Consider the following 22,236-nt stretch of genomic DNA (forward strand, 5'->3'; position numbering starts at 1 on the left):
CCGTCGGCGGCCCTGCCGCCCTCCCCCGCGACCCCGGCCGCCAGCTCCCCGCCGCGGGACCGGCGCACCGCACCGGCGGGGGCCTCCCGTCCTCGGGAGCGCCCGGACCCGCCGGAGTCCCGGACGCCGCGCCGGGTCCCGGGCGTCCCGTCCGTCACCGTGCCCGCCCTGCCCCGCGTCCCCGGCGGCGGCGGGGCGGACATCTGCGCGCTCGGCCGGGGGTACGGCGGCTGGCCCGCGGGCAGTCCGGAGTCCGTCAGCTGCTCGGAGACGTACGGCCGCTGACGCTCCCGCCTCCGCGCGGCTGTGCGGGGTCAATGCTCCCGCATGCGGAGTTCCAGCCGGTCGATGGCGGCGCGTACCCCGCCGCCGTACCCGTCGTCCGCCAGCGACTCGGCCGCGGCACGGGCCCGCTGGAGGTGGATACGGGCCGAGTCGGGGCGCTGGAGCTTGAGGTAGTCCGCCGCGAGGTTGAGGTGCAGCGAGGGGTAGAACGCCCGGACGGCAGGGGTGTCCCGGTGTTCGGCCGCCCGGTCCCCGCCACGCCCCTCGCCGGCGTCAGGCCCCTCGCCACCGCTCGGCCCGTCGCCGGGCCCCTCGGCCGTTCTCAGCCCGTCGGCGGCCGTCAGGGCGCGCAGGTCCCAGGCCAGCTCGTCGCCGGGGTCGTCCTGGGTGTCGGCCATGTAGTGCGCGAGGGTGCAGCGGTGCAGGGCGTCGCCGTCCGCTCCGAGCTCCGACCAGAGCGCGGCGAAGCGGTTGCGGGCCTCCTCCCGGTCACCTCCGTGGAGCAGCATGATCGCCTGGCCGATCCTGGTCATGACGGCGTCATCGGACGCCTCCTGCTGCTCCACCACTGCGGTCTCCTCCGTCGCCGGTCCAGCCGGTTGCCGTCGGTCCGACGCTAACGCCGGGCCTCCGCATAACCGGTCAGACACGGGCGTCCAGGCCCGTCGGCCGGGGCCCGTCAGCCGAGTTCGGGAATCCGCCAGTCGATCGGCTGGTGCCCCTGGGCGGCCACGGCCTCGTTGATCTGGCCGAAGGGGCGGGAGCCGAAGAACTTCTTCGCGGAGAGCGGCGAGGGGTGCGCGCCCTTCACCACCACGTGGCGCTCCTCGTCGATCAGGGGCAGCTTCTTCTGCGCGTAGTTGCCCCAGAGCACGAAGACCGCCGGGTCGGGCCGGTCGGCGACGGCGCGGATCACCGCGTCGGTGATCTTCTCCCAGCCCTTGTTCTTGTGGGAGTTGGCCTCGCCGCTCCGGACGGTGAGCACGGCGTTGAGCAGGAGGACGCCCTGCTCGGCCCAGGGCATCAGATAGCCGTTGTCCGGGATCGGCAGACCGAGCTCCTGCTGCATCTCCTTGTAGATGTTGCGCAGCGACGGCGGCGTTCTGACACCGGGGCGTACGGAGAAGCAGAGCCCGTGTCCCTGGCCCTCGCCGTGATACGGGTCCTGGCCGAGGACAAGGACCTTCACCTTCTCGTACGGCGTGGCGTCCAGGGCGGCGAAGACCTGCTCTCGCGGGGGATACACGGGCCCCTTGGCCCGCTCCTCCTCGACGAAGTCCGCCAGCTCCTTGACGTACGGCTTCTGGAGTTCTTCGCCGAGGACTGCGCGCCAGGAATCGGGCAGCAGGTCGATATCGGTCACGTCCACAACCTCCGGTGAGCAACAGGTTCTTGATCCCAGAACCTACCGGTCGCCACTGACAACGGGCCCCGGAAGCCCCTCCGTACGACGTCTACCAGCTGGCCTTGCGGTACAGCTCCCACAGCTGCATCACGGTCTGCGGGTCGAGCGCGCGCTCGCCGCCGCCGATGTCCTCGCCCGCGGCGACGTACAGCTTGCCCTGCCACAGCGGCAGCAGGCGGACGTCCTCGACGAGGATCTCCTGGGCCCGCTCGAACTGCTTGCTGACCGCGCCCCGGTCGCTCTCCTGCCGCGAGGCGGGGATCAGCTGCTGGGTGATCTCCTTGTTGATGTACGGGGTGCCGGTGACGCTCTCCTTGCCCACGAAGGGGGCGATGAAGTTGTCGGGGTCCGGGAAGTCCGGGAACCAGCCGCGGCCGAAGACCGGGTACTCGCCCTTGTTGAAGCCTTCCTGGAACACCTTCCAGGGCTCGCCCTGCAACGTGATCTCGAACAGCCCGGAGTCCTCCAGCTGCCGCTTGAGCTCCTCGAACTCGGGCTCCGTGGAGGAGCCGTACCGGTCGGTGGTGTACCAGAACTTCATCTTCACGGGCTCGGTGATACCGGCCTTGGTGAGGATGTTCTTCGCCTTCTTGACGTCCGGGTCGCCGAAGGTGTCGAAGAAGCTCGTGGTGTGTCCGGCGATGCCCTTGGGGACCATGGAGTAGAGCGGCTCGGCGGTTCCCCGGTAGACCTTGGCGACCAGGGCGTCGCGGTCCACGACGTGGGCGATGGCCTTGCGGACGGCGGGGTTCGCGGCGGCCGGGTCCTTCGGGTTGAAGACCAGGAAGCGGATGTCCGCGCCGGTGCTCTCGACGATCTGGAGGCCGGCGTTGTCGTCCTTGTTGTCCTCCAGGCTGACGACCTCCTCGGCGGTCAGACCCCGGTAGGTGGCGTCGATCTCGTCCGCCTTGAGCGCGCTCACCATGTCGGCGGACTTCTCGAAGTAGCGGATGGTGACCGCGTCGTTCTTCCGGTTGGCGAAGCCCTTGTAGTCCGGGTTCTTCTTCAGCTCGGCGGTGACCCGGTCCTCGTAGGACTCCAGGAGGTAGGGGCCGGAACCGGTGACCTTGCCGTCGTCGCGGATCTTGTCCTTGCGGTAGTCGCCGGGGGCGACGAGCGACATGGCGGGCGTGGCCAGGATGAACGGGAACGTGGCGTCGGACTTGTTCAGGTGGAAGATGACCGTGTCGTCGCCCTTGGTCTCGATCCGGTCCAGGGAGTCGAGCATCCCGGCCGGGCCGCCCTTGAAGTGGATGTCCACGATGCGGTCGATCGAGTACTTCACGGCCTCGGCGTCGAGCTTCTCGCCGTTGGAGAACGTGAGGTTCTCCTTGAGCGTGCACCGGTACGCCATGCTCGTGGCGTCGGTGAACTTGCAGGACTCCGCCGCGTCCGGCTCCGGGCTCGTGCTGCCGGAGGGGAAGCTCACCAGGGTCTGGTAGACGTTCCGCATCAGCTCCCAGGAACCGTCCCAGGCTGCCGCGGGATCGAGTGTGGACGGTGAGCTGGTCGTCCCGACGGTTATCTTCTGGTCCGTTTCCGATCCGCTGTCGGAAAGGAGACCGCAGCCGGCCAGCAGAGAAAGGGAAGCTAGGGCTGCAGCAGCCTGCAGACTGGCCCGGTAGAACACGTGCACGCTCCTCGATCAGCCATGGGTCGGCAGACCATACCGCAGCGCCCCGCCGGGTCAATCCGCTGGCCCGGCGGGGCACTTGACTCAATCAGGGCCAAACCGGCCCAGGCCGCTCTCAGCCCACGCCGGCGTTGAGGAAAATTCCCCCGTCGACCACGAGGGTCTGGCCGGTGATCCAGTCGGACTGGGCGGAGGTGAGAAAGGCCGCCGCGCCCCCGATGTCCTCGGGCACGCCGAGCCTGCCCAGCGGGTAGGCGGCGGCCGCCTCCGCTTCGCGGCCCTCGTAGAGGGCCTCGGCGAACCTGGTCTTGACCACGGCCGGGGCGATGGCGTTGACCCGGACGACCGGGGCGAACTCGTGGGCCAGCTGGAGGGTCAGGTTGACCATCGCCGCCTTGCTCATGCCGTACGCGCCGATGAACGGCGAGGCGGAGACCCCGGCGACCGAGGCGATGTTCACGATCGCCCCGCCGTTCTCCTTCTGCCAGGCCTTCCAGGTCTGCTGGGCGAAGCCCAGCGCCGAGATCACATTGGTCTCGTAGACCTTGCGGGCGACGTTCAGGTCGAGCTCCGCCATGGGGCCGAAGACCGGGTTCGTCCCGGCGTTGTTCACCAGGTAGTCGACCCGGCCGAAGGCCTCCATCGTGCGCTCGACCGCCGCGGCCTGATGCGCCTCGTCGTGCGCCTTGCCCGCGATGCCGATCACCCGGTCGGAGCCGAGCCGCTCGACGGCCTCCTTCAGGGCGTCCTCGCCCCGCCCGGTGATGGCCACCCGGTCGCCGCGGGCGACGAGCGCTTCGGCGATCCCGTAGCCGATGCCCCGGCTCGCGCCCGTGATCAGGGCGACTTTTCCGCTGTCCTGCACCGTCATGTTGTCCGCTGCCCTTCGGATCAGTTGAGGGGTCCGCCGGCCACGTACATGACCTGGCCGGAGACGAAGCCCGCGTCGTCGCCCGCGAAGAAGGCGATGGCGTTCGCGACGTCCTCGGGACGGCCGACGCGCTGGACCGGGATCTGGGTGGCGGCCGCCGCCTGGAACTCCTCGAAGCCCATACCGACGCGGGCGGCCGTCTGCGCGGTCATCTCCGTGACGATGAAGCCGGGCGCGACGGCGTTGGCGGTGACGCCGAACTTGCCGAGCTCCTTGGCGAGCGTCTTGGTGAGGCCCTGGAGCCCCGCCTTGACCGCGGAGTAGTTGGCCTGGCCCCGGTTGCCGAGGGCCGAGGAGGAGGAGAGCGAGACGATCCGGCCGAACCCGGCCTCGACCATGTGGGCCTGGACGGCCTTCGCCATCAGGAACGCGCCCTTGAGGTGCACGTTCATCACGAGGTCCCAGTCGGACTCGCTCATCTTGAACAGCAGGTTGTCGCGGAGCACGCCCGCGTTGTTCACGAGGATCGTCGGCGCGCCCAGCTCGGCGGCGACCCGCGCGACGGCGGCTTCCACCTGACCGGCGTCCGACACGTCGCAGCCGACGGCGAGCGCGGTGCCCCCGGCGGCGGTGATCTTCTCGACCGTGTCCTTGCAGGCCGCCTCGTCGAGATCGAGTACGGCGACGGAACGGCCCTCGGCCGCGAGACGTACGGCGGTGGCGGCGCCGATGCCCCGCGCCGCTCCCGTCACGATGGCGACGCGCTGCTCGGTGGTGGACATGCTTGGTTCTCCTCGCCCTTGGATCGGGGCTCAGCGGATGTCGGGGCGTTTCCCTGACAGAAGGACTCCCGACTGCTGAGCAACCGCTTAGTACCTTCAGCAGACGAGACGCTAGAAGCCCTGGCACGCGGTGTCAACGGCGCACGCCCCGGCGGGCCGCACGTCACACCGGGCGGGAGCGCGCGCCGCTGTGCCGTCAGGGTCCCGCCGGGGCGTGGATCAGCGCACGAGGAGGTGGAGCAGCCGTTCCACCTCACCGGCCGGGTCCGTCGTCAGGCCGCTGTGCACGGCGCCGGGCTGGACGACCGTGGAGCGCGGGGCGATCAGCCAGCGGAACCGCCGCCCGGCGTCGTCGCCCGCCGCCTGACCGGCCCCCTCACCGCCGCCGCAGACCCCCTCGACGGCCCGCAGGGCGGCCCGCACCCCGACGACATCGGCCCCCGGGTCCAGAGCCTTCAGCTTCGCCTCGTCGAGGTGCGTGCGGGCGGCGACGAACGCGTGTGCCCGGCAGTAGACGAGCACCCCGGCGTTGAAGCACTCCCCCCGCTCGACGCGGGGCACGACGCGCAGGAGCGCGTATTCGAAGACGTCGCGGCGCGTCATCGGCCACCCTCCTCGCCGGTACGGGCGGACGCCGCGGCGCGGTCGCCGGCGGCCTGCTGCGGCCGGGGCGGCAGCCGCTCGGTGAGCCAGCCCGGGGCCTGGGAGGGCCGGGTCGCGGCCGGCGCGTCCAGTGTGATCCGCCCGTGGATGTCGGCGGCCCGCGCGAGCAGCGGTGCGATGTAGGCCCGGCGCACCTCGTCGGCGGAGGCGAAACCGGGCTCGTCGGCCAGCCAGACGTCCGGCACGTCGGCGGCCACCTCGGTGAGCAGTTCCTCGGTGACCAGCGGGGCGAGCTCTGCGGCCGCGGCCGCGATGTCCGGCCCGAAGGGCGCCAGGACATGGTCCGAGGCGTTGTACGGCTTAGCGGCGGAGGCCTGGGCGCCGGGCCAGTTGTGGTGCCAGATCATGGTCGCGCCATGGTCGATGAGCCAGAGGTCGCCGTGCCAGACGAGCAGGTTCGGGTTGCGCCAGGAGCGGTCGACGTTGTTGATCAGCGCGTCGAACCAGACGATCCGCCCGGCCTCGGCCGCCCCGACCTCGTAGGCGAGCGGATCGAACCCGAACGAGCCCGGCAGGTAGTCCATCCCGAGGTTCAGTCCGCCGCTCGCACGGAGCAGCTCCTGCACCTCCTCGTCGGGCTCGGCGAGCCCGATGACGGGGTCGAGCTCGATGGTCACCAGCTCCGGCACCCGGAGCCCCAGCCGACGGCCGAGCTCCCCGCAGATGATCTCCGCCACGAGCGTCTTGCGGCCCTGCCCCGCCCCGGTGAACTTCATGACGTACGTACCGAGATCGTCGGCCTCGACGATTCCCGGGAGCGAGCCGCCCTCACGCAGGGGCGTGACATAGCGGGTCGCTACGACTTTTTCCAGCACTCTCCCAGGCCACCCATCTCTTCGGCCTTGCGATCCACGGACGACTTCTCCAGCGCGCATAGGCAGGAATCACCGGTCAGCGGCGCTGGGGAGAATCTGGGGAGGTGCGGCTGACGCGTTGGCCTCCCCGCTCCCCCAGCAGACCGTCGATGGTGCCGCGCCCCTTGCTGCCGGCTTCCGGCACGAAGTGAGCATAGTAACCGAGGGTGGTCGTTGACGAGGAGTCTCCGAGCCACCGGGCCGGCGTCACGACGGACTCCCCGGCTTCCCACATGATCGAGGCCCAGGTGTGCCGAAGCACGTGGAAACCGGAGCCTTCCACGGACTCTCCGTGCTCGACCCGGGCGACAAGGTCACCCTGGTGCGGGACGACCGGCCCACCATCACCTTCACGATCCGGGCCCTTCGCCGGTACGAGAAGGACGTCTTCCCCGACAGTCAGGTCTACGCGACCAGCGGCGGCGCCCCGCCCCGCACCTGATCACCTGTTCAAGCGCCTACGACCGCAGCCGCGGTGAGTACCGGGACGACCTCGTCGTCTACGCGGACCTCGACAGGGGACGCAGCCGTAAGGAATGACGCGCGCATCCCTGAGCGCCGGAGGTCAGCCTCCCGGTGCGAAGAGCTCAAGAGCGATGCCGTCCGGGTCGCGGAACTCCAGGATGTATCCCGCTCCGATGTCCTTGATCCCCTCGTGAGCCACCCCGAGCCGGTCGAGGTGGCGCGATGCCCGCTCCAGGTCCGCCCGTCCGTCCACGGCGAAGCTGACGTGGTCGAGGCCGACCCGGTCCTCGTCGAAACGGTCCGAGGCGACGGGCCGCAGACCGAAGAGGGAGTCCCCGAGCTGGTAGATCACCCCGCCGAAGAGGAAGGAGAGCTGTTCGCGGGTCTTCTCGTCGGCGTCGGGAGGGAGGTCGAAGGCCACCGGCAGCCCGAGGACCGCGTCGTAGAAGGCGCGGGAGCGCTCGATATCGGTGACGGTGAGGCGCACATGGGCGAAAGCGCGGGGCTGAATCGTCATGGCCTCATGCTGCACCCTCCCACCGTGTCTCCAGGGTCTCCACTCGCCGACCGGTCCGGCGAATCCTCGGTGCCGGGCCTCGGCCGCCGACGGGATGGTTGGGCCAACCGGTGAGGAATCGTCTCGCGGACCAATCCACCACCCGTCCGGTGGCGAATGACCTGTGCACGGTCGCTTGGGAAGGAGCACCGCGCACCGCGGCGCCATCGACGATGGCCGCCGTACCCGTTCCTCGCGGTGACGGCCTGTGAGGAACAGCGGCCGTGGGGCGCCACTTCTGGGGCGCCCCACGGCAGCCCTCCTCCCGGAACCCGGCGAGTTCCCCGCTGGCGTAGGTGATGCCGTACGGGCCGCCGAGGTTCAGGTATTCCGCGCTCGCCTTGTGCCCTTCGACGTGCTGGTAGCCGCCGGCCTTGCCGCCCCTCCCAGTCGTTGGCGGCGGCGGGGGCGGGGGCGAAACCGGCGGCGGCGTCAGCGGCCAGGGTGAACGCGATACGGCGAAGCGTGAGTGTTCCTCTTGAAAGACGAAACGGCTATCGGGCAACACGAGCTCTTACCGCTTCGCCGCCGCACGCCAAAGCGCCCCGCCTCGCCGGTGCGGTAATGCAACCTTCCGGAGCCTTGGTCGAAAGCTGACCGGTGAGCTGGGTGACCGTGAGGACTGTTGCCGTGCGCCGGCCCGTCGCGGTCAGCGGGTCGAGTCGCGGTCCTTCCATCGCACACGGGTGCGCTCGACGCGGCGTCACAAGTTCTTTTGGCAGGCGGTACGTTCGGCCAATCCCAGGTAGGCCGCGACCGCGTTCGTGGAGTCCTTTCCCGCGCGAGTGGCTCTGTGGCCGGTCTCCACCATGCTCCCGAGGAATTCTCCCCAAGGCCTGCCCTGGCCATGGCCGCGCGATGTCTGGCCGGGCAGAGCGGGCCGAGGTTCCGCCGGTGCGTAGTCGGCCGACTCCGCCTCCGGGGTCTTCGCCGGTGACGGGACCGGGTGCAGTGCGGCAACGGAGGTCCAGGCTTCAGGGCCCAGCGCCAGGCCCTGCGGCTCCGACCTGCTGGTCAGCATGTGAGCGAGTGTTGCGCGCATCTCCTCGTCCAGGGCCGCGTAGGCGTGTCTCGACGGCAGCGAAGGAGGTTCCGCTTCGTTGGACGGGACCAGACCCAGGCCCAGCTGCTCGCGTTCCCCGCCGACGGAGGGGAGTTCATCGCGTACGGAGGGAGGCTCTTCGCGTACGGAGGGAGGCTCCTCGCGTACAGGAAGGCCAGGCAGGCGGAGGGCCTCCCTGCGTTCCTGAATGCACTCGAACCTGTCGATCGCCTCGGCTGCCTGCGCACTGGCCCGCCTGCTTCCGCCGGCCAGGCGGGCCTTCGCGTCAAGGAGGTCCCGATGCGCCACACCATAGGCGCGGCACAGATCGATGCTTTCATCTCCACGGTCGCTCAGACCGCCCGCATAGGGGGCGGTGATCGCCAGCGCGGCCAGCCCCGAAAGACCGGAGATCACCGTCTGCGCCGTGAGCGATGAGGATTCGGCGACCAGGGGCCAGGCCAGAAGACCGGTGGAGAAACTGAGTGCTCCGGAGGCGATACTGAAGCGCCTGGCCCTGTGCACCAGGGAAGTGACCTCTCTCGGCATCCTTTTCGACCAGTACGCCGCATCGTCGATACACGCGTCAAGCCGCCGTGCAAGCGCTGTCGCATGGGGGTCTTTGGCTTTTCTCAAAGAACCGCTGTAGAGCTTCACGAGTCTCACCCTTGAGTAAGGTCCATCAGGAAGGTGACTCAGCCGGCAGCGGGCCCGGAATGAGATCGGACCCGTACCGCCGGATTCCCGGAAATGGACTGCCGGCCGTGGCCCGCAGTCGGCGGCGGCTCCCCCGCCGCCGACTGCTGACTGCCTTTTCGGGCTTGCCTTCAGGGAAGGCGCCGCTCAGAAGCGGTCGCGATCAACGGGCGACACCAGACGCCTACGCCGGCGGGCGTAATATGTAGCAAGCATCTAGTATCGTGCTGAAAGTACCGCACCGGTCAGAGGTGGCTCGTTCGTTCCTACCGCCACTGCTGACTGGCCGGCGGCCAGGCGCACGCCTGTACCGGAGGCCCCGGCCCGATTCCGACGGGCCGGGGTCTCGGTGCAGCGCTGGTGGCGCGACTACCACTTGCGGTGGTTGCTCTCGACGACGCGGAAGCTGCCGACGACACCGTCCTCGACGTACAGGCCGCCGTCGACCCAGTGCGGCTTCACACCGTTGCTGGTGCTGTGCGGGCCCACGGTGGCGATGGGAGCCCCGTTGTCACAGGTGGCGCCCCGGAACACCTCGACGGTCTTGTTGGTGTCGTTGCGGATGTTGAAGCTCCGGGCTCCGAGGCCGCTGACGGCGATCGTGCAGCCGTCCGACGCCGCGGAGTAGGACCGCTCATTGATGTGGATCCGACCCTCGTGGTCGTAGTCCTGCTTGCCGCTTCCGCCCAGGGGGGCGGTGGCGGCCTCGGCGGCCGGGGCCGGGCCCGCCCACTCCATGCCGAGCGCGGCGAGGGCGGCGCGCTGCTCCGTGGTGAGCTTGTCGCGTCTCGACTTGGTGTTCGACAGCCACACCCCCAGTTTCACCGGCACCGTCTGGCCGTCGACTACGACGTCCACCGCCGCGCCGCGCGGGACGGGCCGCTGCCCTTCCTCCACCCACTGCGCCAGGGCTGCCAGGCCCCGCTGGAACGCCTGCTCCGCCTTGCTCCCCGCCCTCTTCGGGCCCTTGAGTGCGGCGGCCAGCGCCGGACGGAGCTCCGCCGGGGCGATGGCCACGGGGAGGGGCGCGCCCCGCACGCCCAGCGCCTCCAGGCGCTCGCGCTGCTCGGGCATCAGCTGCGCCCACGTGCCGGGTTCCTGCTGCCGCCACCGCCACGTCCCGATGTCGTCGCCCTCGAACGTGATGCCGGGCGCGATGTAGGGCAGGTGGCCGTCGGCGTCGACCAGGTCGGCGAGCGCCCGGTAGTGGCGCTGCCAGCTCAGCGGCCACGGGCAGTTCCAGTCCGGGTCGACCGCCGCCAGCTGCTCCGCGCGCTCCGCCGCACGCTTCGGGTCCTTCCCCAGGCCGCCCTTGCGGCGCAGGTTGGCCATGTGCTGCCCGATGGGCACCATCGCCTCCCCTTCACCCCACACTGCGTCCTGACGCGGCGCGAGGTGCCCGGTGGCCCGCCGGTACGACCGCAGGGCGGCCAGCTTGGCCTCCCACGCCTCTTCACCCGGCTCCCAGAGCATCCCGGCCTCCGGGGCATCCAGCAGCGTCTTGCGCCGCTCCTCGAGTTCGCCGGCGCGCAAGGCCTTGCGCTGCTGGTGCACCCACCGCCCCAGAGGGAAGTCCTTCGTGACGCCGACCTCGACCTCCACGTCGTACGGGACGGCGAAGACGCCGGTGATGCCGTTCTCCGCCCGCCAGCGGATCAGGGCCTGGTAGCCCTCCAGCCACACCAGGGACTCCGGCCGGTACACCCGCGTCCGGAGGAACGCCGCGATGGTCGCGGCATCACGCGGGCTGGAGAAGTGGAGCAGGGCCGCTTCGGCAGCGGCCTGGGTGTCGTCGTCCTCCTGGTCCCCGCCGTCACCCTCCCCGCCGGCTCCGACGATCTGCCCGTTCTCGTCACGCCGGATGTGGACCTTGCGCTTCCCGCTCGTGAGCGCGCGGGAGGCGAGCTGTTCGACCAGACGTTCGTCATGCGAACGCAAGCCCTGGAGTACGGCTACCAGCCCGGCATACGAGGCGGAGGCGACCATGTCGGTGGGGTTCTCGCCGGGCTCCAGGAACACCGGCACGATGATGCGGGCGACCTTGGTGGAGCCGTCGCGGTTGAGGCGGAGCGCCCGGCCGATGTTCTGCACGATCTCGACCTGCGAGCCGCGGGTGTCCGCGAAGCACACTGCCTCGACCCCGCGCTCGCCGGTGATGTCGACGCCTTCCCCGAGCACGCGCACGGAGGCGAGGAAAGCGCGGTGAACCCGGCGCCCGGCCGCGTCGATGCCGTTGGCGAACTGCCTCAGCGCCTCGCGTCGTTCGGAGACGAGGTGGTCGCCGCACAGCCATGCCGACCACACCCGGTCCGGGGGTACGTGGCGGCCGGCCTCCAGCTCGTAGAAGTCCGCGTCGATGGAGGAGTTCGGTAGCCGGTCGGCGGCGGCCAGGTCGGCGTCGGAGGCGTCGTTGACGTACAGCTCGGCAGCGGTCTCGGGCAGCTTCTCCGCGAACGCGCGCGCCTCCTCAACCTTCTGGTGGAACGTCATCACCGTCCGGAGATTCCGCGCGGCCGCGTGCTCCAGGAGCGCCGTCTGCAACAGAGCCAGCCGCCGGCCCCGCCGCGCCTCCTCCGACTCCCCGAGAACCGGCGAGGGGTCACGGATCTCCAGCACGTCGATCTCGAACCCGGCGAGGATCTCCCGCTCGATCGCCTCGCTCAGACCCAGCTCCGCGAGCCACGCGCCGTAGGTGCCCTCCGGGTCGTTGGCCATGGTGGCGATCTCCGCCTCCTGGCCGCCGGTGCCCTTCTGGGGGCGGGGTGCGGCGAGGATGCGCGGGGTCGCGGTGAGGTAGAGCCGGAAGTCCGCAGGGATGCGTTGGTTGTCGTGGATCGCTGCCCACGGCCGCCCAAGATCACCAGCGGTTCCGTGCGCCTTGTCCACGATCGCAAGCGAAAAACCGTCCATACGCTGCCCGTACAGCCGCTCCCCGCCCGCAAGAGCGGCCTCCAGCGGCCCACGAACCTTCCCCTGGCCCGTCGTCGGCGCGGTGATGTCCTCGCGGTCCACGAGGGAGGCGTACGTGGCGAACACGACGACCGGCCCGGTACCGGCCCACAGGGCGAGCTGGATCGGGTTCGTGGTGGTGCGCACCCCCAGCGAGTTGAGCACCGGGTCGTTCTCCAGCGAGCACACCGCGACCATCGGGGCCCGATGGCCCACCGCCCGCCACGCCTGGGCGGTCTGCGCGAGCAGGTCCAGGGTCGGCACCGTGACGAGGATCCGGCCGTCCGCGAAGCTCTCCAGCGCGCACGCGGCGGCCATGATCGTCTTGCCGGAGCCGGTCGCGGACACGATCGTGCCCCGGGCACCCTGCGGCGGTACCGGTGTTTTTTCAGGGAAGCCCACCCACTTCCGGAACGCTGCTTTCTGGTCTGCCTGGTGCTCGCGGAGTCTGATCACTTCAGGCTCCTTGGGGGGTGGCGGTTGTCGGCTGGGGTGCGGTTGGTTCGGGGCCCTGTGCTGGTTGTTGCTTGCGTCGTCGGCGCAGTTCGCGTTGGGCTTGGGCACGGGCGCATTCGCGGGTGCAGTACTTGATGCCGCTGGTGCGGTACTGGCCGTACTCGGCGCGGCCGCGCTGGCGTACGAAGGGGCGCCGGCAGGTCTCGTTCGCGCATTCGCGGACGGTGGCGCCTTCGGCCATGTGGTTGTAGAGCTGGAGGAAGGCCACGGAGTAGATGGTGGGGTGGCGGTCGGCGAGGCCGCCGATGCCGATGCTGAACGGTTGCAGGGCTGCCTGCATCGCGCCTCTCAGCTGGCTGAGCCGATCCCACAGGAGGTACTCGGACAGGACTTCGAGGTCTTGCGGCCATCCGTCGTCCCGGTGGGCGTTGCCGGCCCGGAGCCGGGCCAGCCGGGCTTCGGTGACCTCGGGGGCGATGAGCTCGTCCAGGCCTCCTTCGCGGCAGCAGGCGAGCCACGTCGTGACGGCTTCCTGGGCTTCCCGGATGTAGATCTTGAGGAGGTCACGGTGCATGCCGGACCCCCCGGTGCCGCCGTTGCCACGGTCCGCCGCTTCCTCCAGCTGCCGCTGCTCGTCCTCGCCCCAGTCGGCGTCGGCAAGGCCGGTGCCGAAGTCGCAGAACATCCCGTAGGTACTGATCCAGTCGGCCAGGGCCGGCAGATCGTCGGGGTGGAGTTCCAGCAGTTCACGCAGGTAGAAGTCATCGGGAAGAGTGGCCGACTCCCGCACGGCGCGCGGGTCCTGGAGGTCCCACAGGATCCAGTCCCCGTCGACGCGGACGCCGGTGACCGGTTCCAGCGGTGGCGCCGGAACGGGAGTCCCCGGCCAGAGCGTGGGACGAAACCGTGGGTCAACGTATGCCGCCATGACCGAATCCTAACCCCTACGGTGGTAGCACGAAGCACTCTTGCTTCGTACCACTATTCGCGCTGTGGGATCCAAGGGGGAGCAGTGCCGACCTGGCCGGAACGCAAGGAGATAGGTGACCGACACGAGAGCCGGGTCATGCAGGCTCTGCAAGCCCGCGGATGGACGGTGCAGCCCTGCGGCCAGGGCATCTACCCCGCCCCGATCCAGGACGCGCTGCGCCGCACCCGCTCCACCCTGCGGCAGTTCCCCGACCTCATCGCCGCCCGCGGAGCCGACCTCGTCACCATCGACGCCAAGGAGCGCATGCCCAGCACCTGCAGCGACCGCTACGCGATCAGCACCGCCACCGTGAACGCCGGCCTGCTCTTCACCGCCGCCCACGCCCCCACACCGCTCTACTACGTCCTGGGCGACATGAACGTCCTCACGCCCGCAGAAGTCCTCCACTACACAGCGCACGCCCTGCGACACCGGAGCGGCGCCTATCACCTCGTCAGCAGCCACCAGGCCCACGCATTCGACGACGTCTTCGGCCCGAAGGCATCGCGCGTGGCCCGAGCTGCCGACACGCGGCGCTGGTAACGGACGACCCGACTGGAACGACTGGCCCTCCCACCTCGACCAGATCTACACCACCGTCCGTGTCCGCCGGATCCTGGAGACCCGGGCTCCGGACGGCCCCCGTACCAGCACATCCCCGCGGTACCGGCCCTGTGGACCGGACAGACCTACCGCGCCCCTTCGCGCACGGCGGCCTGGGAGCTCCTCCGGCACCACACACCCGAAGAGACCGACACGGCACAACGGACGTTGCCCACGGCCGGACTGGCCACCCGCCTGGGCGGACACACCGTCCGCGACCTGGCCCGCCACCCGCTCGCACTCGCACGGAAGGGCCTGCAGGCCCGTATCCACGACGGACTCGAACAACCCGGAGCACTCACCTTCCTCGACCCGCTCGACGAGATCCTGGACACCAACGAGACATTCGCCGAACAGACCGCACGCCACGGGCAAACGACCTACCGCAGCGACCCCGCCCGCTACATCAAGGCTCACCGGGTCCCGCCCGCCACGTGAAGCAGAGCAGCGGACCGCGGGCCGGAGCGGCTGAAGTGACCCTGACCGAAGGACCTTTGCCCCGGCCCCCGCACCGTGACGGTGCAGGGGCGGGTGCGGTTACGGTAATGGGCGCGTCATCACGACCTGACCGTCGATCGTTCGAACTCGGCGGCCGGGAAGCGTGCACGGCCGCACGGCCTGTCGTGGGGGTGACGCGCGGAGCCTTTGATCGTTTAAGGGGCGCTGTGGCGAATGGTCGCAGCGCTCCTTCTCGCTGTTCGGTCGGTGCAGCGGGTATCGAAAGGCGTGGTGGACGATGGCCAACCGAAAGAAGTCCCTGGTCGCGGTAGCGGTTGCCGTGGGGATCTGTGCCGGTGTTCTCATCGGCAGCCCGGCCGGTGCGCAGGACCGGAAAGTCTCCTTCCTCAACAAGCTCACGTCGGAGTTTCTCGGAACTGACGACTATGAGCACGTGGTCGCCGGCCAGGACGGGTCCGTTGGGTGGGTACTGAAGACGCCGCCGGGGGCGGCGGCCGGGGTGTACCAGATCGAGTTCAACGGTTCCTCCGGGTGTCTCAAGGCGGAGGCTGCGGACGACGTCCGCCTGGCGCCCTGTGCGGCCAACCCCGGCAAGCCGCAGAGGTGGAAGGTGAACCTCACGCCGGGCAGCTACGACACGATCGAGAGCAGGATGTACCCGGGGCAGGTACTCACCAACGTCGATGGCTCCGTGGTGCTCCGGCCAGTCCTGGCGGAGGAAGACGGGCAGAAGTGGACTGCCGTCCGACAAGCCTGATCCGACGGGTGCGAGAAGACCTGCCCCCGGGCTGCCAGGCGATGGAGGCTCCCGGCGACTGGGGCGCGGGCCGGGTCGCGCAACAGACGATGGCCAAAGGCCGTGGGTTCGAGTTTTCTGAAGGGGGTCTAAGCCGAACTCGCGGGTAAAGCGTGGGTGACGGTAGCTGGCCGGGCCGGGGTTCGTCCGTGCCCGCCCAACCGAGGGGTGCGCAGGGCCGGGCGGCGGGTGCGATGAAGTGCGGAGGCGGAAACGGTCGGTCTCGGGCTTTCCTGTATCAGACGCGGCCAGGAGGCGCGTAGGTGATGCCGCGGTCTGGGGTGGGTGTCGCGGGCGAGGGCCACGACCTTCCAGATTGCGGCGGGAAGGCCAGCCCGGGGCCGTCGCACGCCTTGCCTGGGGAAGTCGCGGGGCGCCTCGCTCACGTTCGGGTGATTGAGCGGCCCGCGGTGCAGACGGTGCCACCGGGACAGACCCGCCGGAGTTGACCCACCTCGTCGGCGCTTCGATGCCCTGGTCGTTGACCTGTCACGGGTACGGGCGGTCCTGTGGGTGTGCGGCGCCCTGAGCCTGGAGACTTCGGGTATGTCGGACTTCCCGAGCGGAAACTTCCCGGGGCGGCGACCCTTCGGGTTTGATTACTCAGAGCATTATCGATATGACTTAGAGTTATGATCTCGACTCGCTTTGCGCGACATATCGCCCTGGCCACGACGTTCACCGCTGCCGCCCTGATGAGCACGGCTCCCGCGTCGGCGGAAACAACGGCCCAGGAGAAGAGCCTGACCCTCACCACGGTGAATGACTACCGCGCCAAGTACCAGGCGCGGCCTCTCACCTGGAGCGACGAACTCACTCCGGCCACGGAGCAGCACGCGAAGGACTGCAAGTTCAAGCACTCGAACGCCAGCAACGGCTACGGCGAGACCCTTCACGCAGAGACAGCGACAGACAACCAGACCGCCATCAAGAGTGCCTTCCGTACCTGGATGGCCGAGTCGGCCCGGTACAACCACGGCAATCCCGGCTTCAGTTCGCAGACAGGAAACTTCACACAGGTGGTGTGGCAGGGCACCACGCAGATCAGCCTCGCCGTCGCCCAGTGTCCGGCCGGCAGCATCCTTCCCGACGCCTCCACCTACGTCGTGGCGCGCTACACCCCGGCAGGCAACCAGTTGCACAAGTTCCACTACAACGTCGGCCGGCCTCGCTGACGGCTGAGCGAACCCGCAACATCCACACCGCCCGCCGAGCCCCGCTCGGCGGGCGGTACAGCTCAGGGCCAGGAGTGGTCTCCTGGTTTCTGCTCGGCCCCTTGCCTCGGTGGCGGTCCCGCGTTGCGGAGGCTGTGTTCGATGAGGCCGGGCTGGTCCATGGTGCCGGTGTAGCGCAGGGCGGCGACGGAGAGTCCGAAGAGGTCGCAGATGCGGCGGGGCTCGCCGCCGGTGGCCTCGGCTTCGTGGAGGAGGCGGTCCTCGCGGAGCCGGCTGGTGGGCATGCCGAGGACGTCGTTGATCCAGACGTGGCTGACGGGCTCGACACCGCAGCCGGTGGTCTGGGAGAGGAACAGGTGGGGGTTGGCGGTGCGGGGCCAGCGGCGGTTGCGGTAGTCCAGGTAGGCCGCCAGGCGGATACGCACCGGGTCGGCGAGCAGGACGGTCCGGCCGGGCAGGAACAGCCGCCCGTCGCGCAGGTCGGTGCTCTTCAGCCTGCACAGTTGCCCGGAGCTGAGCGCGTGGAAGACGGCCAGGGCCGCCAAGGCGGCCCGCGGCACGTGCTGTTCGCCGAGGTTTTCACGGAGGGCGTCGACCTCGAAGGGCAGGGGGATGGTGGGGGTCGGCATGCCGCAGAAGATTTGGGCGGTGGGGTCGGTGAAGATGATCCGCCGGTTCTTCAGTGGCCACAGGATGTGCCGCAGGCCCTGGAGCATGTCGACGCGCGGGGTTCCGCTGTCCGGCAGGATGGCGAGAACGTCGTCACAGGTAATGGACCGCAGCGAGTCCTTGCCCTGGGCCGCCCGTGCCGGCAGGGCGGGCAGCGCGTTCGTCACCATCCGCTGAATCCACCAGTGCGGCCGCGCCTTGACGCGCGGCGCGGTGGTGCTGCCGGACAGTCTCAGTTCGAACCAGATGGTGAGTACGCCAAGCCCATGATGTTGCTGGGTTCGCCTACAGCTCGAAAGTCATCTGGCCTGCGGCTTCGAGCGAGGCGTGACGGGCTTCGGCCTGGGGACGGGGAGGGCGCCGCCCGGGATGCGGGCGGGGAGTGAGGTCCGGTGTGCCCATCACGGTCCGCTGTACCGGTGCCCCCAGTTTGGTCGGTCTGCTAGGAGAGCTGAACGCTTTCGGCGACCGGGCCCTTCACCCCGTTGGCGGCCTTGTACTCGACCGTCTGGCCTTCCTCCAGGTGATCCAAGTTGATGTTGTCGAACGAGGAGTGGTCGAACCAGACGTCCGCGCCGCCATCGTCCGGCGTGATGTAGCCGAAGCCCTTCTCGGGGTGGTACGACTTCACTTTCCCTGACGCCATGAGACTGTTCCCTTCTCGGATGATTGGATTTGCCCGGCCGCCCCTGCCGGGCGGCGGAAGCGTCCCGCTTCGGGTGACCTTCGGGCCGGGCGCCTCCGCGACGGTCAGCCCCAGCTGACCACCCCTGCCTCACCACGCGGCGCAGAAGCGTTTTCTCCCGCGCGCCGCCGACCACGACACGGGGGTGACCGAACAGCCGGTGCGGCCGGCCCGCACACGGTCGCATGCCGTATCTGCTTCAGCCGGCGTCTTCTCCAACAACTGGCCCCCAGGCTCCGGCATCCTCGCCCCGGGGGTAGGTGCCCCGCTTGCGGCAGGTTGGGTGGGGTGGGGGCCTGTTGGTGGTCCGGGCGCCGAGGCGTGCGGGGCTGGTCGTGGCTGCGGTGAGTTTGGTGCCGGAGTCGGGGTCTGGCGAGGCGTCGGTAGCGGCATTGCCGCAGGCCGGTGTGTGGACGGCATGGAGGGCATCCTCGATGCTGGTGCGGGCCGCGTAGCGCTGTCGGCCAGCCGGGCCGAACGGCACGGCCGGGCGGCCGTACGGACGGCTGGCGGATCGTGGGCCGCGCCTTGGCGCCGGGCCACTGGCGCTGCCAGGCCGCACGTGACCGTTCTGTGCTTTCACAGGGAAGGCGCCTTTGCTGGACGCAGTTCCGGGGTGAGGTCCGATGCCGGAGCCGGGCGTTCGCACCGGACCGGTGCTGTCCCGGGCGGCCTTGAGCAGGACTCTGCGGGTCCAACCCGGTTCGGCCGGCCGGGCCCTGGATCTCGATATGCCACGGCTCTGGGGCTGGCCCCGGTGGCACACGGGCCCAAGCGGGAGGGGCGGCAGTCTCCCGAAAGGTGCCTCAGGGCTGCTGGCGGACCGTTGTGGTGACCGGGTTCTCTCGGAGGGCGGAGCGCATTTCCGACGTGGTCGGCGATGGAGGACAGGACGACGCAGTCCCCGGTACGCGGGCACATGTGTGCCCCGCTGTGCCCGTGTTGGGTCCGGCTTGCGGATGGGCAGTACGTCAGCGCCGGGGGCGGCGGATGCCGTTTCCGAGGGCTGGAGGGGATCATGGCTGAACGTCTGCTCGCTCCGCACGAGGCGGCCATCCATACGGCCGGTGTGCGGGTCGTTCTGCAGAGCACGGTCGAGGGCGCCCTGGACGAGGAGGCTCTCGCCCAGGCACTCGCCCACTTGTACGCGGGCTGTCCCTTGCTGGGTGCGCGCATCGTCCCGGACCGGGACGGTCGGGCTGTGGTCCGTACCGGGGAGGTCGGCCGCGGCCCGGTCCTGGGGCACGGTGCGGATTTCGACGAGGAGATCAACACACCACAGCTCTGGGAGGAGGACCCGCTGCTGCGGATGACCCTCCTGCGGGAGCCGGGGCGTACCCGGGTGGTGCTGACCCTGCCGCGGGCGTTCGTCGACGGAATGAGCTACCTGGACCTCCACCACCGGCTGTGGGACATCTACAGCGCACTGGCCACGGGGCACCCGCTTCCCCCGCTCCCGCAGCTCCCGGTGCTCGGTCCTTCGCTCGACGAGCTTCTCGCCGCCCGGTTCACTCCTGAAGGGCTGAGGGACTTCGTGGCCGCGCGGGCACGCCTCGATGCGCATGAACCTCCCGCGCTTGTGCCCGCACTGGCCTCCCACGAGGGCGGCCCCGGCCCTCACCCTGCCTTCCGCCTGATCGGCATCGATACCGGTGCCGACCGCAGCGCACGCCTGGCCCAGGCGGCTCGCGACGCATCGCTCACCCTCAACTCCCTGGTTTCCGGAGTCCTGCTGACCAGCCTGCACTCCCTGCTCCCGCCTGCACCGGGACCGCGGCCGGTGCTGTGCACGACCGCGGTGGACATGCGGCGCCGGCTCTCCCCGCCTCTGCCCGCCGGCCTCCTGCAGTCCGCCGCCACCACGGCCACCCTGCGACTGCGGATCGGGGAGGCGAACCACCCCGCCACGGTCGGCCAGGAGGTCGCCGCACAGTTGCGGGCGGCACTGGACAGCGGGGATGCGGCACGGGAGCTTGCCGCGTTCCCGTACATGCTCGACCAGCACCCGCCCAGCCTCGTCATCACCAACGTCGGCACCATCACTGTCCCCGCAGTGGTCGGTGGACTGCGTGTCACCGGTGTGCGTCTGGCCCCGCTCGGACACGTCCCCATGATCTTCGCCGTCGTCAGCCGCTACCAGGGCCGCCTGGCCGTCGACCTCACCTACAGCACTGCCTGGTACACCGACCAGCAGATCCAGGAGTTCGCCCGCCGCGTATCGGCCGGACTGGAGAACCTCTTGAGGACGGCTTAAGCGAGGACGAGAGGGCCATCCGGACTTCCCCCGTCATGGCCGCCGGCCCCCACTGCGTAGGTGGGCAAGGGGGAAGGGACGACCGGTCGGCAGGGTTCTTTCAGCTGGGCTCGACAAGTCCCGCGTAGTCGCAGGTCAGCTTGATCGAGTCGAAGAGCAGCCCGGGCGAGCAGCGTCCGATGGTGTGCTTGCGTGAGCCGGCCGGGCCGTCGGCGGGTACGTCGGCGGTGAGGGTGGTGTCGGCGCTGTGTGGTGCGGGGTCGGCGGCCATGACGGGGGAAGCGAATCCCGTGGTGGCGGTGGCTGTGAGCATCGAAGCGATGAGGATCTTCTTGAGCACAGGGGGACCTTTCGGAGGTGATATTTGGTGTCTCCAACGGATCGGGGCGTCGGAAGTCACGAACGCGGCGGGTGACGAGGAAGCTGATGTCCGGGCGGGGAACGTGTGGGGCAACCTGCCGTAGCGCTTCGCTGGGGAGACTCTCCGGGTTTCCGGCGCTGTCCGGGCGTCAGGAACAGGTTCGGGGACGCGAGCTGTGTGGCCCGCTGTGGCGGTGGTCTCCGGGCGTCCGAGAGCCACCGGGGTGCGAGTCGGTGACGGCGTGCGCGACCGGTCCGGGGCAAACGGTTCTGTCGGGAAACACGGTTCGGACGTGGCCGAGTTGGTTTCGCCCCGGCCGTGTGCGTGAGGCACCTGGCCGGAACCCGGAGCCCGGCCAGGTGCCCCGGAGCTGCCCCAGGAGGGAAGCACATCATGCCGACAGGAACGGGTGAAGTGGTACAACGCGGAGAAGGGCTATGGAGCCATCGACCCGGACGACGGCGGTGCTGAGGTGTTTGTCCACCACACGGCGATCAACGCTTCCGGCTTCCGCAACCTCGACGAGGGCCAGGCCGTCGAGTTCGAGGTCACCAATGGGACGGTGTGGCCTTCCGCTCCGGCCCGGAACCGAGCTGGTTCCGCGCCGGTGACGCGCGGGGGGAAACGCTCCTGCCCGGGATCGGGGTTCGGTGGTGGTCGGGTTGGTTCCGCCGTGCGGATGTGTGACGGCGCGCGGCGGTCCGGCCCGGGGCCCGGTGGAGGGTGTCCGGGGTATTCCAGCAGTGCCAGAAGGGAAACGTCATGGCGACGGGAACGGTGAAGTGGTTCAACGCGGAGAAGGGCTACGGGGCTATCAACCCGGACGACGGCGGTGCGGAGGTGTACGTCCACTACTCGTCGATCGCCGCTTCCGGGTTCCGCAATCTGGATGAGGGCCAGGCGGTCGAGTTCGACGTGACCAACGGGCCCAAGGGCCCCGAGGCGGAGAACGTCACCAGCGCCTGAGTTTTCGGGCCCAAGGCCCCCGCCGGGAGCCTTGGGCCGCTCGGGCACTGCCCGTCCTGCCTCTGAACGGCAGCCCCGCCCGGATGCTCGATCACACCGGACGGCCCGGACTGTGGTGCCCCATCGTTCGGTGATGCCGGTGGCCTGCTGAAGGCGCCGGCTGCCTGTGTACCGGCCGAGACCGTGCAGAAAGTGACGGGGCGTTACCCGCCCGCCAGGCAAGTCGTTGACTGGTGCATGAACAAGCTTTCCTCTGCTCGACTCGCGGCGGTCGGCGTGGCGATGGCCTTGGCCGTCGCATTGCCTGCCGCTCCGGCCTCCGCCGAGAATTCCATCGAGATCACCGCTGTCGGCCCGGCCGAGCTGACGGTTGACTACGCCTGCGATGCCTCGGCAGGAGTCGTCGAAATCAAGGCGATGGTGGGCGATCTCAACGCAGACAGCCCGTCAGCCACCGGAACTCAGACTGACGTGACGTGCGAAGGCTCTCGCCACTCCGCCACGATCGCTCTCGACGGTGAGCAGCCATCAGCAGGGCAGACCGTGCAAGTGCGCGTTGCACTGGTCGACGGTGACGGCAATGTCGTCACAGGGCAGGCCCAAGTAGTCACCTTCGGGTAGCGCTGGCACCAGAGCCACAT

At 69.8% G+C, this 22,236-nt stretch carries 23 protein-coding genes and 1 pseudogene; 10 read left to right on the plus strand and 14 right to left on the minus strand.

The window, feature by feature from the left end:
- Window positions 1–285, plus strand: a pseudogene (locus HET64_RS20070) (hypothetical protein); the annotation flags it as partial.
- Window positions 286–314: 29 nt separating this feature from the next.
- On the opposite strand, the gene HET64_RS20075 reads toward HET64_RS20070, so the two are convergent.
- The 7 genes from HET64_RS20075 to HET64_RS20105 form a co-directional block, all read right to left on the minus strand.
- A complete protein-coding gene (locus HET64_RS20075; RefSeq protein WP_215107537.1) occupies window positions 315–854 on the minus strand; it encodes a hypothetical protein in 540 nt (179 codons plus the stop codon).
- Window positions 855–964: 110 nt separating this feature from the next.
- Window positions 965–1,648 (minus strand): uracil-DNA glycosylase, encoded by a 684-nt coding sequence (locus HET64_RS20080; protein ID WP_215107539.1) that lies wholly within the window; start codon window positions 1,646–1,648, stop codon window positions 965–967.
- A 91-nt stretch (window positions 1,649–1,739) separates the two neighbouring features.
- Complete coding sequence (locus HET64_RS20085; RefSeq protein ID WP_215107541.1) at window positions 1,740–3,320, minus strand: ABC transporter substrate-binding protein; 1,581 nt, start codon at window positions 3,318–3,320, stop codon at window positions 1,740–1,742.
- A 118-nt stretch (window positions 3,321–3,438) separates the two neighbouring features.
- Window positions 3,439–4,194 (minus strand): SDR family oxidoreductase, encoded by a 756-nt coding sequence (locus HET64_RS20090; protein ID WP_215107543.1) that lies wholly within the window; start codon window positions 4,192–4,194, stop codon window positions 3,439–3,441.
- Between the two features lie 20 nt (window positions 4,195–4,214).
- Window positions 4,215–4,976 (minus strand): 3-oxoacyl-ACP reductase FabG, encoded by a 762-nt coding sequence (gene fabG, locus HET64_RS20095; protein WP_215107545.1) that lies wholly within the window; start codon window positions 4,974–4,976, stop codon window positions 4,215–4,217.
- 219 nt (window positions 4,977–5,195) lie between these two features.
- Window positions 5,196–5,579, minus strand: a complete 384-nt coding sequence (locus HET64_RS20100; protein WP_215107547.1) for a DUF3037 domain-containing protein — start codon at window positions 5,577–5,579, stop codon at window positions 5,196–5,198.
- The gene (locus tag HET64_RS20105) at window positions 5,576–6,454 is read right to left on the minus strand and encodes a HipA family kinase (protein WP_215107549.1); all 879 of its coding nucleotides are present in this window, start codon (window positions 6,452–6,454) and stop codon (window positions 5,576–5,578) included. Before HET64_RS20105 ends, HET64_RS20100 begins: the two co-directional genes overlap by 4 nt.
- Window positions 6,455–6,755: 301 nt before the next feature.
- On the opposite strand from HET64_RS20105, the gene HET64_RS20110 reads away from it, so the two are divergent.
- Window positions 6,756–6,935 (plus strand): hypothetical protein, encoded by a 180-nt coding sequence (locus HET64_RS20110; RefSeq protein WP_215107551.1) that lies wholly within the window; start codon window positions 6,756–6,758, stop codon window positions 6,933–6,935.
- A gap of 123 nt (window positions 6,936–7,058) precedes the next feature.
- Here HET64_RS20110 and HET64_RS20115 read toward each other — a convergent pair whose 3' ends face one another.
- The 4 genes from HET64_RS20115 to HET64_RS20130 all read right to left on the minus strand — a co-directional run bounded on the left by HET64_RS20115 (window position 7,059) and on the right by HET64_RS20130 (window position 13,585).
- Window positions 7,059–7,475 carry a VOC family protein gene (locus HET64_RS20115; protein ID WP_215107553.1) on the minus strand — a complete coding sequence of 139 codons (417 nt, stop codon included), beginning with the start codon at window positions 7,473–7,475 and terminating at the stop codon, window positions 7,059–7,061.
- A gap of 742 nt (window positions 7,476–8,217) precedes the next feature.
- Window positions 8,218–9,213 (minus strand): hypothetical protein, encoded by a 996-nt coding sequence (locus HET64_RS20120; RefSeq protein WP_215107555.1) that lies wholly within the window; start codon window positions 9,211–9,213, stop codon window positions 8,218–8,220.
- 408 nt (window positions 9,214–9,621) lie between these two features.
- Window positions 9,622–12,657 (minus strand): Helicase associated domain protein, encoded by a 3,036-nt coding sequence (locus HET64_RS20125; protein WP_308370233.1) that lies wholly within the window; start codon window positions 12,655–12,657, stop codon window positions 9,622–9,624.
- Between the two features lies 1 nt (window position 12,658).
- Window positions 12,659–13,585, minus strand: coding sequence for a hypothetical protein (locus HET64_RS20130; protein WP_215107557.1), 927 nt, complete (start codon window positions 13,583–13,585; stop codon window positions 12,659–12,661).
- 138 nt (window positions 13,586–13,723) lie between these two features.
- Here HET64_RS20130 and HET64_RS20135 point away from each other — a divergent pair, with 138 nt between their 5' ends.
- The 4 genes from HET64_RS20135 (at window position 13,724) to HET64_RS20150 (ending at window position 16,660) form a co-directional block, all read left to right on the plus strand.
- The gene (locus tag HET64_RS20135; RefSeq protein ID WP_251145590.1) at window positions 13,724–14,170 is read left to right on the plus strand and encodes a hypothetical protein; all 447 of its coding nucleotides are present in this window, start codon (window positions 13,724–13,726) and stop codon (window positions 14,168–14,170) included.
- A 228-nt stretch (window positions 14,171–14,398) separates the two neighbouring features.
- Window positions 14,399–14,668 carry a hypothetical protein gene (locus HET64_RS20140; protein WP_215107559.1) on the plus strand — a complete coding sequence of 90 codons (270 nt, stop codon included), beginning with the start codon at window positions 14,399–14,401 and terminating at the stop codon, window positions 14,666–14,668.
- Window positions 14,669–14,966: 298 nt separating this feature from the next.
- Window positions 14,967–15,446, plus strand: a complete 480-nt coding sequence (locus HET64_RS20145) for a hypothetical protein (RefSeq protein ID WP_215107560.1) — start codon at window positions 14,967–14,969, stop codon at window positions 15,444–15,446.
- A 671-nt stretch (window positions 15,447–16,117) separates the two neighbouring features.
- Window positions 16,118–16,660: a CAP domain-containing protein gene (locus tag HET64_RS20150; RefSeq protein ID WP_215107563.1), complete on the plus strand. Its 543-nt coding sequence runs from the start codon at window positions 16,118–16,120 to the stop codon at window positions 16,658–16,660.
- Window positions 16,661–16,722: 62 nt separating this feature from the next.
- Here HET64_RS20150 and HET64_RS20155 read toward each other — a convergent pair whose 3' ends face one another.
- Together HET64_RS20155 and HET64_RS20160 are read right to left on the minus strand one after the other, a co-directional pair.
- Window positions 16,723–17,499 carry a hypothetical protein gene (locus tag HET64_RS20155; RefSeq protein WP_215107565.1) on the minus strand — a complete coding sequence of 259 codons (777 nt, stop codon included), beginning with the start codon at window positions 17,497–17,499 and terminating at the stop codon, window positions 16,723–16,725.
- Window positions 17,500–17,771: 272 nt separating this feature from the next.
- Window positions 17,772–17,975 (minus strand): cold-shock protein, encoded by a 204-nt coding sequence (locus HET64_RS20160; protein ID WP_215107567.1) that lies wholly within the window; start codon window positions 17,973–17,975, stop codon window positions 17,772–17,774.
- A gap of 1,057 nt (window positions 17,976–19,032) precedes the next feature.
- On the opposite strand from HET64_RS20160, the gene HET64_RS20165 reads away from it, so the two are divergent.
- Complete coding sequence (locus tag HET64_RS20165; protein WP_215107569.1) at window positions 19,033–20,268, plus strand: condensation protein; 1,236 nt, start codon at window positions 19,033–19,035, stop codon at window positions 20,266–20,268.
- Window positions 20,269–20,368: 100 nt separating this feature from the next.
- Here HET64_RS20165 and HET64_RS20170 read toward each other — a convergent pair whose 3' ends face one another.
- Window positions 20,369–20,608, minus strand: coding sequence for a carbohydrate-binding module family 14 protein (locus HET64_RS20170; RefSeq protein ID WP_215107571.1), 240 nt, complete (start codon window positions 20,606–20,608; stop codon window positions 20,369–20,371).
- Between the two features lie 430 nt (window positions 20,609–21,038).
- On the opposite strand from HET64_RS20170, the gene HET64_RS39670 reads away from it, so the two are divergent.
- From HET64_RS39670 to HET64_RS20185, 3 genes are all read left to right on the plus strand, one after another.
- Complete coding sequence (locus HET64_RS39670; protein WP_308370235.1) at window positions 21,039–21,410, plus strand: cold shock domain-containing protein; 372 nt, start codon at window positions 21,039–21,041, stop codon at window positions 21,408–21,410.
- Window positions 21,392–21,595: a cold-shock protein gene (locus HET64_RS20180; protein WP_050363172.1), complete on the plus strand. Its 204-nt coding sequence runs from the start codon at window positions 21,392–21,394 to the stop codon at window positions 21,593–21,595. Before HET64_RS39670 ends, HET64_RS20180 begins: the two co-directional genes overlap by 19 nt.
- 237 nt (window positions 21,596–21,832) lie before the next feature.
- On the plus strand, window positions 21,833–22,216 hold the full coding sequence (locus HET64_RS20185; protein WP_215107572.1) for a hypothetical protein: 384 nt from the start codon (window positions 21,833–21,835) through the stop codon (window positions 22,214–22,216).
- Window positions 22,217–22,236: the final 20 nt, after the last annotated feature.

The organism is Streptomyces sp. McG3 (assembly GCF_018619185.1).
Taxonomy (GTDB): domain Bacteria; phylum Actinomycetota; class Actinomycetes; order Streptomycetales; family Streptomycetaceae; genus Streptomyces.